We start from the raw sequence: 14,473 nt of genomic DNA on the forward strand, positions 1-14,473 counted from the left end.
CACCCCCCCCCGCTGCGCTTAAAACTATGGGGGGGCAACGTCGTGCGGGCCCCCCCCCCCCCCCCCGGGGGGGGGGGGGGGGCGGCGACCCGACTTGCCCCGCGATAGGGTCTCAGCCGCGCTGGAACGCCTGGTGCAGTTGCGCCAAGGTCGCAAAGTGGTAGGCCGGCTGCTCCGCCGTCAGCTCTTCATGGCTACCAAAGCCATACCCCACCGCTACCGCTTCCAGGCCGTTGCTGCGGGCGCCGATCAGGTCGTGCTTGCGGTCGCCGATCATCAGGGTGTGGGCCGGGTCCAGGGCTTCTTCGGCCAGCAGGTGGCGAATCAGCTCGACCTTGTTGGTACGGGTGCCATCCAGCTCGCTGCCGTAGATCACCTTGAAGTGCTTGGCGAAGTCGAAATGGCGGGCGATCTTGCGGGCAAACTCCCAAGGTTTGGAGGTGGCGATATACAGGGTGCGGCCCTGCCCTTGCAGGGTTTCGAGCATTTCGCTGACGCCGTCGAACACCTGGTTTTCGTATAGGCCGGTGACCTTGAAGCGTTCGCGATAGAAATTCACCGCGTCCCAGGCCTTGGCCTCATCAAAATCATAGAACTGCATGAAGGCCTGCAGCAGCGGCGGGCCGATGAAGTGTTCCAGGCGCGTCCGGTCCGGCTCGTCGATGCCCAGCTTGGCCAGTGCGTACTGGATCGAGCGGGTGATACCCAGGCGCGGGTCGGTCAGGGTACCGTCGAGGTCAAAGAGGATGTTTTGCTGGTGCATGGCGGTCTCGAATAAGGCGGTGGACAGGTTCACTCGGGCAGGTGATAGCCTTCGGCCAGGTGTTGGTCCTTGAGTTTGACGTAGTTGCCGGCGCTGTAGGGGAAGAACGCGCGCTCCTTCTCGCTCAGGGCGCGGGCCTGCTTGACCGGGCTGCCGACGTACAGAAACCCGCTTTCCAGGCGCTTGCCCGGCGGTACCAGGCTGCCAGCGCCGATGATCACTTCGTCTTCGACGACGGCGCCATCCATGATGGTACTGCCCATGCCGACCAGGATGCGGTTGCCCAGGGTGCAGCCGTGGAGCATGACTTTGTGACCAATGGTTACCTCATCGCCGATCAGCAGCGGGAAGCCGTCCGGGTTGAACGGCCCGGCATGGGTGATGTGCAGCACGCTGCCATCCTGCACGCTGGTGCGCGCACCGATGCGGATGCGGTGCATATCGCCGCGGATCACCGTCAATGGCCACACCGAGCTGTCGGCACCGATCTCGACATCACCCAGTACCACGGCACTGCGGTCGACAAAGGCGCGTTCGCCAAGCCTGGGAGTGTGATGCTGGAAGCTACGGATGGCCATGATAGGAATTCTCTTTGGTATGGATAGGGCTGCGGTCGGCGTCGATTGTAATTAAGATGGGGAAGTGTTTCTTCTGCCAAGGTGTTTAACCGTGAGTGCGAACAACCCGCTTCTGCAGTCTTATGACTTGCCGCCCTTCTCGGCGATCCGTGCCGAGCATGTGCAGCCGGCGATTGAACAGATCCTGGCCGACAACCGTACAGCCATTGCCGACATCCTCAAGGCCCAGGGCAAGAGCCCGAGCTGGGCCGGCCTGATCCTGGCCATGGACGAACTCAACGACCGCCTGGGCGCCGCCTGGAGCCCGGTCAGCCACCTCAATGCCGTGTGCAACAGCGCCGAACTGCGCGAAGCCTACGAGGCTTGCTTGCCGGCGTTGAGCGCGTATGCCACCGAAATGGGCCAGAACCGCGAGCTGTTTCAGGCCTATGAGGCATTGATCGCCAGCCCCGAAGCTGCCGGCTTCGATGTGGCACAAAAAACTATTCTTGAACACGCCCTGCGAGACTTCCGCCTGTCGGGTATCGACCTGCCGGCCGAAAAGCAGCAGCGTTACGCGCAAGTGCAGAGCAAGCTCAGCGAGCTGGGCAGCCGTTTCTCCAACCAGCTGCTAGACGCCACCCAGGCCTGGACCAAGCATGTCAGCGACGAAGCGGCGCTTGCCGGCCTGACTGATTCGGCCAAAGCACAAATGGCCGCCGCGGCGCAGGCCAAGGGCCTCGACGGCTGGCTGATCAGCCTGGAGTTCCCCAGCTACTACGCGGTAATGACCTACGCCGAAGACCGCGCCCTGCGCGAAGAAATCTACGCCGCCTACTGCACTCGCGCCTCCGACCAGGGCCCGAATGCCGGCCAGTTCGACAACGGCCCGGTGATGGCCGAGATTCTCGACCTGCGTCAGGAGCTGGCCGAGCTGCTCGGTTACGCCAACTTCGCCGAGCTGAGCCTGGCGACCAAGATGGCCGAGTCCAGCGACCAGGTGCTGAGCTTTCTGCGTGACCTGGCCAAGCGCAGCAAGCCGTTTGCCACCCAGGACCTGGCCCAGCTCAAGGCCTATGCCGCCGAGCAGGGTTGCCCGGACCTGCAGAGTTGGGACAGCGGCTTCTACGGGGAAAAACTCCGTGAACAGCGCTACAGCGTTTCCCAGGAAACCCTGCGCGCCTACTTCCCGATCGACAAGGTGCTGAGCGGCCTGTTCACCATCGTCCAGCGCCTGTACGGCATCGAGATTGCCGAACTCAAGGGCTTCGACAGCTGGCACCCGGACGTGCGCCTGTTCGAAATCAAGGAGCACGGCCAGCACGTCGGGCGCTTCTTCTTCGACCTCTATGCCCGCGCCAACAAGCGTGGCGGTGCCTGGATGGACGGCGCCCGCGACCGTCGCCTGACCGCTGACGGCCAGCTGCAGAGCCCGGTGGCCAACCTGGTGTGCAACTTCACCCCGGCCGCCCCCGGCAAGCCGGCGTTGCTGACCCACGACGAAGTCACCACCCTGTTCCATGAATTCGGCCATGGCCTGCATCACCTGCTGACCCGCATCGAGCATGCCGGTGTCTCCGGTATCAACGGCGTGGCCTGGGACGCGGTCGAGCTGCCGAGCCAGTTCATGGAAAACTGGTGCTGGGAGCCTGAAGGCCTGGCGCTGATTTCTGGCCACTACGAAACTGGCGCAGCCCTGCCCCAGGATTTGCTGGAGAAGATGCTGGCGGCGAAGAACTTCCAGTCCGGGCTGATGATGGTTCGCCAGCTGGAATTCTCGCTGTTCGACTTCGAACTGCATGCCAGCCACGGCGACGGCCGCAGCGTGCTGCAAGTGCTCGAAGGCGTGCGCGACGAGGTTTCGGTCATGCGCCCACCGGCGTACAACCGCTTCCCTAACAGCTTTGCGCATATCTTTGCCGGTGGCTACGCAGCCGGTTACTACAGCTACAAGTGGGCGGAAGTGCTGTCGGCCGACGCCTTCTCGCGCTTCGAAGAAGAAGGCGTGCTCAATGCCGACACCGGCCGCGCCTTTCGCGAAGCGATCCTGGCCCGTGGCGGTTCCCAGGAGCCGATGCTGCTGTTCGTCGACTTCCGTGGCCGCGAGCCGTCAATCGATGCACTCTTGCGCCACAGTGGCCTGAGTGAGGAAGTGGCGGCATGAGTGATGGGCCTGTGGTAACGAAAAAGCGCTTTATCGCCGGGGCGGTCTGCCCGGCGTGCAGCGAGCCGGACAAACTGATGATGTGGAGCGAAGACAGCGTTCCGCACCGGGAATGTGTGGCCTGCGGTTTTTCTGACACCCTTAACGAGCAAGGGCTGTCGGTGCCCAAGGAACTGGGTACGCGGGTCAACAAGGTCGAGGTGAAACCTGCCGCGACCACGGTGCAGACGGTGCAGTTCTTCCCCAATCCGAAGTTGAAGAAGACAACCGAGTAAACGCGCCAGCGCCAGTATTTTCGGCTGGCGCCCAGCGGTACTGGAATCGAACACTAGCCCCGTGTACTGTATATAAAAACAGTATCCGGGGTTTTTCATGTTCAATCCTCAAGGGCCGGTGCGGGGTCGTGGCACCGCGAGCAATCCCCATAACCGCTTCGCCCCGAATCGCTCGGTGGCCGAGGATGACGGTTGGTACCAGGAAGTGCCCCTGACCCAGGGTACCGAAGTACGCATCGAAACCGCCAAGACCATCATCACCCGCAACAACTCGCCCGACCTGCCCTTCGATCGCTCGATCAATCCTTATCGCGGCTGCGAGCACGGCTGTATCTACTGCTATGCCCGGCCCAGCCACGCTTATTGGGATCTGTCGCCGGGGCTCGACTTCGAAACCAAGCTGATTGCCAAGACCAACGCTGCCGCCGTGCTCGAACAGCAACTGAGCAAGCCTGGCTATGTGTGCGCACCGATCAACCTGGGCTCCAACACCGACCCCTACCAGCCCATCGAACGCGAGCAACAACTGACCCGGCGCCTGCTCGAAGTGCTGTTGCGCTACCGGCACCCGGTCACCATCGTCACCAAGGGCTCACTGATTCTGCGCGACCTGGACCTGCTCGCCGAGCTTGCCCGGCAGAATCTGGTACAGGTGATGATCAGCCTGACCACCCTGGACGACGAGCTCAAGCGTACGCTGGAGCCACGGGCAGCGGCGCCCAAGGCACGTCTGCGGGCGATCCGGGTGCTGACCGAGGCCGGTGTGCCGGTGGGTGTGCTGTGTTCGCCGATGATCCCGATGATCAACGACAGCGAGCTTGAGCACTTGCTCGAGGCGGCCAAGGCCAGCGGCGCCCTGAACGCGGCCTACATGATGCTGCGCCTGCCGCTGGAGGTGGCACCGCTGTTCGAGCAATGGCTGCTGGACCATTACCCCCAACGGGCCAATCATGTCCTTAGCCTGATTCGCCAGAGCCGCGGTGGTGAGTTGTACGACAGCCGCTTCGGTGCGCGCATGCGCGGCGAGGGGGTATTTGCCGAGTTGCTGGCGCAACGCTTCAGCAAGGCGATCCGCCGCCTGGGGCTGAATCGGCGCGAAGGCTACGCGCTTGATTGCACAGCGTTTTGTCCTCCAGGCGGGCAGATGTCGCTGCTCTGATTTCATTAATGGGTATTGGCCATTAATGTTTTTTTGCTATTATCCAGACACCTCTTTGAATCTCTGGAACGCCCGTTCTAGAGCCTCGCAATTCAGTTTGAGTTAAGTTTCGCCGAGTAGCGTAGGAATTCAGTCAACAACTGATGTGATGGTTGGCGCGCGTATTTCATCCAACTGTCATACGCCGTTTGAATCATCAACCCGGTAAAATGGACTTAACCCAAAACCGTCAAAGAGGATGAATCATGCCCGTCAAGGACCCATCCAAGGTTGTCCCGCAAGCCCCAGCCGAGAGCGCCGATGCCGCTCTGAAGCATATCGTCGACGGCTTCCTGCGCTTCCATCATGACGTTTTTCCCGAGCAGCAAGAGCTGTTCAAGAAACTCGCCACCGCGCAAAAGCCCCGTGCGATGTTCATCACCTGTGCCGATTCACGCATTGTGCCCGAGCTGATTACCCAGAGCTCCCCTGGCGACCTGTTCGTGACCCGCAACGTCGGTAACGTCGTGCCTCCTTACGGGCAGATGAACGGCGGTGTGTCCACCGCCATTGAGTATGCGGTGCTGGCCCTGGGCGTTCACCACATCATCGTCTGCGGTCACTCCGATTGCGGCGCCATGCGCGCGGTGCTCAACCCGCAGAGCCTGGAGAAAATGCCGACGGTCAAAGCCTGGCTGCGCCATGCCGAGGTCGCCCGCACGGTGGTCGAAGACAACTGCTCCTGTGGCAGCGAGCATGAAAGCATGCAGGTGCTGACCAAAGAAAACGTCATCGCCCAGCTGCACCACTTGCGCACTCACCCGTCTGTGGCTTCGCGCCTGGCAGCCGGCCAGCTGTATATCCATGGCTGGATCTACGACATCGAAACCAGCCAGATCGAGGCCTATGACGCCGCCAGCGACAGCTTCCTGCCGCTAGCCCAAGGCCAGCCGATCCCCTGCGCCACCCCAAAAGGCCGCTACTAAGCGTCCCTGACACCCCCGCGAATCGCTGATTGACGGCTGCACCTGCCTGGTGCGGCCTGGTCATCGGCTGCCTTGAATCTCCCTGATTGCCGTGCCGGCGCCCGCTGGCGGTATGCGGCTGCGCGTAAGTCAGGGGTTGTGCCAGCGGCCATTGGAATGGCCATGAAACGTGAGAGAAGGAGTAACAGGGTGAACAAGACACAAGTGAAAGCGGCCTTGCCGCGTGAATTACTGGCGTCAGTAGTCGTGTTTCTGGTCGCCCTGCCCTTGTGCATGGGCATCGCTATCGCCTCGGGCATGCCACCGGCCAAGGGCCTGATCACCGGGATCATCGGCGGTATCGTCGTTGGTTGGCTGGCCGGCTCGCCGTTGCAGGTCAGCGGTCCGGCCGCCGGCCTGGCGGTGCTGGTGTTCGAACTGGTGCGCCAGCATGGCGTGGCGATGCTCGGCCCGATCCTGCTGTTGGCCGGCCTGCTGCAACTGCTCGCCGGCCGTTTGCGCCTGGGCTGCTGGTTCCGGGTCACGGCGCCGGCGGTGGTGTACGGCATGCTCGCCGGTATCGGCGTGCTGATTGTCTTGTCCCAGGTGCATGTGATGTTCGACAGCGCCCCGCAACCTTCGGGCCTGGCCAACCTGCTGGGCTTTCCGGCGACCCTGGCCCAGGCGTTGCCGCTGGAAAATCCGGGCAACGGCTGGCAGGCCGGTGCGCTCGGGCTCGGCACCATCGCCATCATGTGGGGGTGGGAGCGCTTGCGCCCGCAGTCGCTGCGCTTCGTGCCTGGGGCTTTGCTAGGCGTGGCCTTGATGACCGCGATCAGCATCTGGCTGGCATTGCCGGTGAACCGCGTCGAAGTGCCGGCTAACCTCAGCGAAGCCATCGACTGGCTGAGCCCGGCCGACCTGCTCCACTTGGCCGACCCCAACCTGCTGGTCGCCGCCTTTGCCCTGGCCTTTATCGCCAGCGCCGAAACCTTGCTATCTGCAGCCGCTGTCGATCGCATGCACAACGGCCAGCGCTCGGACTTTGACCGCGAACTGTCGGCCCAGGGCCTGGGCAATATGCTCTGTGGCGTTCTGGGGGCACTGCCAATGACCGGGGTTATCGTGCGCAGCTCGGCCAACGTCCAGGCCGGGGCGCAAACGCGCCTGTCGGCGATCCTGCATGGGGTCTGGTTATTGGCTTTCGTGGTGGTGCTCAGCAGCGTGCTGCAGCAGATTCCGGTGGCTAGCCTGGCGGGTGTGCTGGTCTACACCGGGATCAAGCTGGTCGACTTCAAGGCCTTTCGCGGGCTGGGGCGGTATGGCCGGATGCCGATGTTCACCTATGCGGCGACAGCGTTGGCGATCATCTTCACCGACCTGCTGACCGGCGTACTGCTCGGTTTTGCCCTGACCCTGCTGAAGCTTGCGCTCAAGGCCGCACGCCTGAAAATCAGCGTGGCCAGCCTTGATCAACCGGGCCATATGCAACTGCGCCTGAGCGGTGCGGCGACCTTTCTCAAGGTGCCGGCACTGGCCCAGGTGCTGGAAGGCATTCCGCCCGGGACCACCCTGCACGTGCCGTTGGCCAACCTCAGCTACATCGACCACTCCTGCCTGGAGCTGCTCGAGGACTGGGGCCGGGCCAATTCCGGCAAGGGCTCGCGGCTGCTGATCGAGCAGCAGCGGCTCAAGCGCCGGGTCGAAGGGCGGGTGCGGACAACCGCCGGGTTGGGGGCTTGAACCGAATCAGCCTTAAGCCGACTGATCCAGCTCCAGGCCCACACCCAGCTGACGCGACAGGCACGGCCAGCGCTTCCAGGCTTCGCCGGTGTTCGGGCTGCTGAGCTTGTCGCGGTACTGCTCGACCGACTCCAGGGCAAAGCTTTCTTCGTTGAGCATCTCGTCCACCGAGTGGTGCACCACTTCATCCAGCTGGTTGGCAAACTGCTCGCCGATCAGCTGGTGGGCGATCAGGTTGGCCACAGTGGTGTCGAGCGGGATCAGCGGCTGGTTGAAGTGCTTGATGTACAAGTCGTTAACTTCTTCCACCAGGCGATGGGCCAGGTAGGCCTCATCCAGCAGGCAGCCCAGGCCGAGGTGGGTATCGGTGATGGCGGGCGGTTGCAGGAAGTACTGCTCGGCGATTTTCAGCACCGGTTTGATCTGCGACTCGATGCCGGCTTCGCGGGCAACCTCGTTGGCCGCCTCCAGCAGTTCCGGTACCTGATCGATATAGGCGTCGACGAAGCGCACCAGGGCGCCTTGGGCATCGGCCTTTGGCAGATGGATCGAAGGGTGCAGGTGGGGTAGCTGGTTTTCCAGTTGAGTTTTCAGTTGGCCGGTTTCGGTCTCATGTTGACGGGCACGGGTAATCTGCTCGCGCAAAGCGGCGATGTTCATGACAACTCCAGGGTAAAGGCGTGACAAACGGAAGACATAAGGTAGCTCGGTTCTGAAAATGCCTAAGACGCATTTGGCATAACCATTAACAACTTAATATTCGCCAATTATATCTAAATGCCATCATTGTGCCTCAAGCCAGGTAATTAGCGGCTTTGCGCGCAAACGTTCAACTTCTGCCGATGTTTTCCCTGTGCGCATTGCGGCGCCGGGGTCGCTGTCTATACTCCGGTTTGAAAGTGATTCGCTGATGAGGCCCGACTGCAGTTCGCAGGGGCTCGGTCGTCGAAGTTCGCAGTCTTGGCCGCCGTACCCTTAGCCGTAGGTCCACGCCTCCGGGATAACAAGAACGATAAGGGGAACCCGCAATGATGCGACATCCACATGTCTGGATGGGCCTCCTGTTGTGGTCGGTATTCGGTCAGGCGCACGCCGCCTGGACCGTGAACATGGCGCCAGGGGCGACTGAAGTCAGCAACGCAGTGTTCGACCTGCACATGACCATTTTCTGGATTTGCGTGATCATCGGCCTGGTGGTCTTTGGCGCAATGTTCTGGTCGATGATCATCCACCGTCGTTCCACCGGCCAGCAGCCCGCGCATTTTCACGAGCACACCTGGGTCGAGATCATGTGGACGGTGGTGCCGTTCCTGATCCTGGTGGCCATGGCCATTCCGGCGACCAAGACCCTGATCGATATCTACGATGCCAGCGAGTCGGACGTCGATATCCAGGTCACCGGCTACCAGTGGAAATGGCATTACAAATACCTGGGCCAGGATGTCGAGTTCTTCAGCAACCTGGCTACCCCCGCCGATCAAATCCACAACAAAGCGCCCAAGGACGAGCACTACCTGCTCGAAGTCGACCAGCCGCTGGTGCTGCCGGTGGGTGCCAAGGTGCGCTTCCTGGTCACCGCCGCCGACGTTATCCATTCCTGGTGGGTGCCGGCCTTTGCGGTCAAGCGCGATGCCATTCCAGGCTTCGTCAACGAAGCCTGGACCCGGGTCGAGAAGCCCGGCATCTACCGCGGCCAGTGCACCGAGCTGTGCGGCAAGGACCACGGCTTCATGCCGGTGGTGGTCGAAGTCAAGTCCAAGGCCGACTACGACACCTGGCTCGGCGAGCGCAAGGCCGAGGCGGCCAAGCTCAAGGAGCTGACCAGCAAGGAATGGACCCTGCAAGAGCTGGTCGAGCGCGGCGACAAGGTTTATCACACCACCTGCGTGGCCTGTCACCAGGCCGAAGGTCAGGGCCTGCCGCCGATGTTTCCGGCGCTCAAGGGCTCGAAAATTGCCACCGGGCCGAAGGAAGACCACCTGAGCATCGTCTTCCACGGCAAGCCGGGCACGGCCATGGCCGCTTTCGGCAAGCAGCTCTCGGAAGTCGATATCGCCGCCGTAGTGACCTACGAACGCAACGCCTGGGGCAACAACAAGGGCGATATGGTCACGCCAAAAGACGTGCTGGCGATCAAACAGGCAGAAAGCAAATGAGCCGGGTTGATGCCTATCCGCGCCCCAGCCACCGGACTGCAGGAGACAGGACATGAGCGCAGTGATCGACGACCACAGCCACGGTCATGAGCACGCCCACGGGCCGGCCAAGGGCCTGATGCGCTGGGTGCTGACGACCAACCACAAAGACATCGGCACCATGTACCTGTGGTTCAGTTTCATGATGTTCCTGCTCGGCGGCTCGTTCGCCATGGTCATCCGCGCCGAGCTGTTCCAGCCCGGGCTGCAGATCGTCCAGCCGGAGTTCTTCAACCAGATGACCACCATGCACGGCCTGGTGATGGTCTTCGGCGCGGTGATGCCGGCCTTCGTTGGCCTCGCCAACTGGATGATCCCGCTGATGATCGGCGCGCCGGACATGGCCCTGCCACGCATGAACAACTTCAGCTTCTGGCTGTTGCCGGCCGCGTTCCTGCTGCTGGTCTCGACCCTGTTCATGCCCGGTGGCGGACCGAACTTCGGCTGGACCTTCTACGCTCCGCTGTCGACCACCTACGCGCCGGAAAGCGTGACCTTCTTCATCTTCGCCATCCACCTGATGGGCATCAGCTCAATCATGGGCGCGATCAACGTCATCGCCACCATCCTCAACCTGCGTGCCCCGGGCATGACCCTGATGAAAATGCCGCTGTTCGTCTGGACCTGGCTGATCACCGCCTTCCTGCTGATCGCGGTGATGCCGGTACTGGCGGGCGTGGTGACCATGATGCTGATGGACATCCACTTTGGCACCAGCTTCTTCAGCGCTGCCGGCGGTGGTGACCCGGTATTGTTCCAGCATGTGTTCTGGTTCTTCGGCCACCCCGAGGTGTACATCATGATCCTGCCGGCCTTCGGCGCGGTCAGCTCGATCATCCCGGCGTTCTCGCGCAAGCCGCTGTTCGGCTACACCTCGATGGTCTATGCCACCGGCGCGATTGCCTTCCTGTCGTTTATCGTCTGGGCCCACCACATGTTCGTGGTCGGCATTCCGGTGGTCGGCGAGCTGTTCTTCATGTACGCGACCATGCTGATCGCGGTGCCCACCGGGGTGAAGGTGTTCAACTGGGTGAGCACCATGTGGGAAGGCTCGCTGACCTTCGAGACCCCGATGCTGTTCGCCATCGCCTTCGTCATTCTCTTCACCATCGGTGGCTTCTCCGGATTGATGCTGGCGATTGCTCCGGCGGACTTCCAGTACCACGACACCTACTTCGTGGTGGCTCACTTCCACTACGTGCTGGTGCCCGGGGCGATCTTCGGCATCTTCGCCTCGGCCTACTACTGGCTGCCGAAGTGGACCGGGCACATGTACGACGAAACCCTGGGCAAGCTGCACTTCTGGTTGTCGTTCATCGGCATGAACATGGCCTTCTTCCCCATGCACTTCGTCGGCCTGGCCGGCATGCCGCGCAGGATCCCCGACTACAACCTGCAGTTCGCCGACTTCAACATGATCTCCTCGATTGGCGCCTTCACCTTCGGCGCCACGCAGATCTTCTTCCTGTTCATCGTCATCAAGTGCATTCGCGGCGGCGCTCCGGCGCCGGCCAAACCCTGGGATGGCGCCGAAGGGCTGGAATGGTCGGTGCCGTCACCGGCGCCTTACCACACCTTCCAGACTCCACCGGAAGTGAAATGAACCGCTTCGGCCTGAGGATGCAGCCATGAGTGAAGGGACCTCGCTCAAGCGCCTGGTGTGGCGGCTGATGCTGCTGACCGTGGTGATGTTCGCCTTCGGTTTTGCCCTGGTGCCGATCTACGACGTGATGTGCAAGGCGTTCGGCATCAACGGCAAGACCGGCGGCCAGTACGAAGGCACCCAGGTCAGCGACCTGAACCGCACGGTGAAGGTGCAGTTCATGTCGACCAACGCCAGCGACATGGTCTGGGATTTTTATTCCACCGCCGACCAGATCGACGTCAACCCGGGGGCGGTCAACCAGATGGTGTTCATCGCTCGCAACCCGACCGACAAACCCATGAGCGCCCAGGCCATCCCCAGCATTACCCCGGCCGAGGCGGCGGCGTATTTCCACAAGACCGAATGCTTCTGCTTTACCCAGCAGGTGCTGCAGCCGGGGGAGCGCATCGAAATGCCGGTGCGTTTCATCGTCGACCGCGACCTGCCCAAGGATGTGAAACACCTGACGCTGGCTTACACGCTGTTCGATATCACCGCTCGCCACCCGCCGGTCGCACACCTGGCGGACCCGGTTGCACAGGGCGCCCGATAAGGAGAACACCACGATGGCTTCCCATGAGCACTATTACGTACCGGCGCAAAGCAAGTGGCCGATCATTGCCACGGTCGGCATGTTCATCACTGTGTTCGGCCTCGGCACCTGGTTCAACGACCTCAAGGCCGGGCGGCCGGAGTCCCACGGGCCGTGGATCTTTTTCTTCGGTGCCTTGTGCCTGGCCTACATGTTGTTCGGCTGGTTCGGCGCGGTGGTCAAGGAAAGCCGCGCCGGGCTCTACAGTCCGCAGTTGGACCGCTCGTTCCGCTGGGGCATGTCGTGGTTCATCTTTTCCGAGGTGATGTTTTTCATCGCCTTCTTTGGCGCGCTGTTCTACGTGCGCAACCTGGCCGGACCCTGGCTTGGTGGTGACGGCGCCAAGGGCGTGGCGCACATGCTGTGGCCGAACTTCGAGTTCTCCTGGCCGCTACTGAACACGCCAGACCCGAAACTGTTTCCGCCGCCCAAAGACATCATCGACCCCTGGCACTTGCCGCTGATCAACACCATTTTGCTGGTCAGCTCCAGTGTCACTATCACCATCGCCCACCATGCCCTGCGCAAGAACCATCGCGGGCCACTCAAGGCCTGGCTGGCGCTGACCATCCTCCTTGGCCTGGCCTTCCTGGTGCTGCAGGCCTACGAGTATCACGAAGCCTATACCGAACTGGGGCTGACCCTGGGTTCGGGTATCTATGGCGCAACCTTCTTCATGCTCACCGGGTTCCACGGCGCCCACGTGACCATGGGCACCCTGATTCTGATCGTGATGCTGGTGCGCATCCTGCGCGGGCACTTCAACGCCGACAAACACTTCGGTTTCGAGGCGGCCAGCTGGTACTGGCACTTCGTCGATGTGGTCTGGGTGGGGCTGTTTATCTTCGTTTACGTGCTGTAGCCGGGTTCAGAACGGCGCGTGAGAAACCAACTGGCCGCTGTAGAAACCCCAGGTCACCAGGGCCAGGGTCAAGGCGGCCAGGGTGACACGAATAGTCAGGGCTTTGAGCAGGCGAGTCGACTGTCCGTCGTCCTTGACCAGAAAGAACAGGCCGCTGAACAGGCTGGCAATGGTCGCCAACAGCATCAGGACAATCGCGGCTTTGAGCATGGCGAAACTCCGGGGGGATGCAGTGATGAGTACAAGTATAGCGACTGACCTTTCGAGGGCCCGGTGAAGCGCTTTCGCCCCGGCATCGTGCCGACCCTGGTGGTGCTCCTGCTGCTGCCGGGGTTGATCGCGCTGGGCTGCTGGCAGCTGGCACGCGCCGAACAGAAGCGCCAGTTGCTGCAGGTGTATGCCGAACGCAGTGCCGGCGACGCGGTGGGCAGTACGCAATTGCTGCAGATCGCCGATCCGGCCTATCGCCGGGTGCATCTCTATGGCCAATTCGATAGCCAGCACAGCCTGTTGCTGGATAACCGCATGCGCGATGGCCAGGTTGGCGTCGAGCTGCTGCAACCCTTTCTCGACCAGGCCAGCGGCCTGTGGCTGTTGATCAATCGCGGCTGGCTGCCGTGGCCGGACCGGCGCATCCCGGTGCAGTTCAGCACCCCTGGGCAAGCCTTGAGCCTGGACGCCTCGGTGTATCTCGCCCCGGGCGCCACCTTCCAGCTGCATGCCGACCCGCAAGGCGGCAGCTGGCCGCGGCTGATCACGGCGATTGACGCCGGTGCACTGTGGCCGCAACTGGGCCGCGAAGGTTTTGCCCATGAGTTACGCCTGGAACCGGGCCCGGCCAGTTACCGGCTGGACTGGCCGGTGGTCGCCTTGGGCCCGGAAAAACACTTGGGTTACGCCGTGCAGTGGTTCGCCCTGGCGTTGGCCCTGGTGCTGCTCTACCTCTACTTCGGCTGGCATAACAACAAGGAGAAACAGCATGGGAGCCGCCACAAGTCCACTCAACATGTCTGAGGGCAGGCAACCGCGTAATCGTGCGCGTGGGCGCCTGCAACTGCTGCTGATCCTGCTGGTGGTCCTCGGCCCGATGATCCTCGCCACCAGCATGTACAAACTCAAATTCTGGGTGCCCGACAGCCGCAGCTACCACGGCGAAATGATTGGCAACGGCCAGACCCTCGCCGACCTTGGCGTCAGCGCTGAGGAAGGACGCTGGCAACTGCTGGTGAGCACGCCCAAAGAGTGCGGGCTGGACTGCCAACAGTTGGTGTACCTGGCCCGGCAGATCCAGATCGGCCTGGGCCGCGATGCCAGCCGTGCCAGTCATGCCCTGGCCACCGCCCAGCCACTGACGGCGGACTACCAGGCCAAGCTCGAGCGCGAGTACCCGCAACTGCAACGCTACCCCCTGGACCTGCCGCGCTATGGCGCGCTCAGCCAGGGCAAACAGGATGCCCAGCTGTGGATCGTCGACCCGCACGGCAACCTGGTGCTGCGCTACGACGCCAGGGTCAAGGGCAAGGACTTGCTCAATGACCTGCGCCACCTGTTGAAGCTGTCCAATATCGGGTAGG

At 62.2% G+C, this 14,473-nt stretch carries 15 protein-coding genes; 11 read left to right on the top strand and 4 right to left on the bottom strand.

Features of this window, described 5'->3' with window-relative positions:
• Window positions 1–112 precede the first annotated feature (112 nt).
• Window positions 113–763, bottom strand: a complete 651-nt coding sequence (locus ACIOVF_RS26690) for an HAD family hydrolase (RefSeq protein ID WP_045200773.1) — start codon at window positions 761–763, stop codon at window positions 113–115.
• A 29-nt stretch (window positions 764–792) separates the two neighbouring features.
• The gene (locus ACIOVF_RS26695) at window positions 793–1,341 is read right to left on the bottom strand and encodes a gamma carbonic anhydrase family protein (protein ID WP_045200720.1); all 549 of its coding nucleotides are present in this window, start codon (window positions 1,339–1,341) and stop codon (window positions 793–795) included.
• A 91-nt stretch (window positions 1,342–1,432) separates the two neighbouring features.
• Here ACIOVF_RS26695 and prlC point away from each other — a divergent pair, with 91 nt between their 5' ends.
• From prlC to ACIOVF_RS26720, 5 genes are all read left to right on the top strand, one after another.
• Entirely contained in the window at window positions 1,433–3,484 is a 2,052-nt protein-coding gene (gene prlC, locus ACIOVF_RS26700) for an oligopeptidase A (RefSeq protein ID WP_045200718.1), read from the top strand.
• Window positions 3,481–3,759, top strand: a complete 279-nt coding sequence (locus tag ACIOVF_RS26705; protein ID WP_045200716.1) for a YheV family putative zinc ribbon protein — start codon at window positions 3,481–3,483, stop codon at window positions 3,757–3,759. Before prlC ends, ACIOVF_RS26705 begins: the two co-directional genes overlap by 4 nt.
• A 97-nt stretch (window positions 3,760–3,856) precedes the next feature.
• Window positions 3,857–4,918, top strand: a complete 1,062-nt coding sequence (locus tag ACIOVF_RS26710; RefSeq protein ID WP_258608730.1) for a PA0069 family radical SAM protein — start codon at window positions 3,857–3,859, stop codon at window positions 4,916–4,918.
• 245 nt (window positions 4,919–5,163) lie between these two features.
• Window positions 5,164–5,883, top strand: a complete 720-nt coding sequence (locus tag ACIOVF_RS26715) for a carbonic anhydrase (RefSeq protein WP_045200712.1) — start codon at window positions 5,164–5,166, stop codon at window positions 5,881–5,883.
• Between the two features lie 162 nt (window positions 5,884–6,045).
• Window positions 6,046–7,605 carry a SulP family inorganic anion transporter gene (locus ACIOVF_RS26720; RefSeq protein ID WP_401293814.1) on the top strand — a complete coding sequence of 520 codons (1,560 nt, stop codon included), beginning with the start codon at window positions 6,046–6,048 and terminating at the stop codon, window positions 7,603–7,605.
• Window positions 7,606–7,617: 12 nt separating this feature from the next.
• Here ACIOVF_RS26720 and ACIOVF_RS26725 read toward each other — a convergent pair whose 3' ends face one another.
• Window positions 7,618–8,265, bottom strand: a complete 648-nt coding sequence (locus ACIOVF_RS26725; protein ID WP_045200708.1) for a hypothetical protein — start codon at window positions 8,263–8,265, stop codon at window positions 7,618–7,620.
• 368 nt (window positions 8,266–8,633) lie between these two features.
• Between ACIOVF_RS26725 and coxB the strand changes: the two genes are divergently transcribed.
• The 4 genes from coxB to ACIOVF_RS26745 are packed head-to-tail and all read left to right on the top strand — an operon-like array spanning window position 8,634 to window position 12,899.
• Window positions 8,634–9,761: a cytochrome c oxidase subunit II gene (gene coxB, locus ACIOVF_RS26730; RefSeq protein ID WP_038997844.1), complete on the top strand. Its 1,128-nt coding sequence runs from the start codon at window positions 8,634–8,636 to the stop codon at window positions 9,759–9,761.
• Window positions 9,762–9,813: 52 nt separating this feature from the next.
• Window positions 9,814–11,403, top strand: a complete 1,590-nt coding sequence (gene ctaD, locus ACIOVF_RS26735) for a cytochrome c oxidase subunit I (protein ID WP_045200704.1) — start codon at window positions 9,814–9,816, stop codon at window positions 11,401–11,403.
• A 25-nt stretch (window positions 11,404–11,428) separates the two neighbouring features.
• Window positions 11,429–11,998, top strand: coding sequence for a cytochrome c oxidase assembly protein (locus ACIOVF_RS26740; RefSeq protein ID WP_038997842.1), 570 nt, complete (start codon window positions 11,429–11,431; stop codon window positions 11,996–11,998).
• 13 nt (window positions 11,999–12,011) lie between these two features.
• On the top strand, window positions 12,012–12,899 hold the full coding sequence (locus ACIOVF_RS26745; protein ID WP_401293819.1) for a cytochrome c oxidase subunit 3: 888 nt from the start codon (window positions 12,012–12,014) through the stop codon (window positions 12,897–12,899).
• A 6-nt stretch (window positions 12,900–12,905) separates the two neighbouring features.
• Here ACIOVF_RS26745 and ACIOVF_RS26750 read toward each other — a convergent pair whose 3' ends face one another.
• On the bottom strand, window positions 12,906–13,109 hold the full coding sequence (locus ACIOVF_RS26750; RefSeq protein WP_045200700.1) for a twin transmembrane helix small protein: 204 nt from the start codon (window positions 13,107–13,109) through the stop codon (window positions 12,906–12,908).
• Window positions 13,110–13,172: 63 nt separating this feature from the next.
• Here ACIOVF_RS26750 and ACIOVF_RS26755 point away from each other — a divergent pair, with 63 nt between their 5' ends.
• Window positions 13,173–13,913, top strand: a complete 741-nt coding sequence (locus ACIOVF_RS26755; protein WP_401293823.1) for an SURF1 family protein — start codon at window positions 13,173–13,175, stop codon at window positions 13,911–13,913.
• Entirely contained in the window at window positions 13,879–14,472 is a 594-nt protein-coding gene (locus ACIOVF_RS26760) for a hypothetical protein (RefSeq protein ID WP_401293826.1), read from the top strand. Before ACIOVF_RS26755 ends, ACIOVF_RS26760 begins: the two co-directional genes overlap by 35 nt.
• The last annotated feature ends 1 nt before the right edge of the window (window position 14,473 follow it).

Source organism: Pseudomonas sp. NPDC087612, assembly GCF_044743505.1.
Lineage (GTDB): Bacteria > Pseudomonadota > Gammaproteobacteria > Pseudomonadales > Pseudomonadaceae > Aquipseudomonas.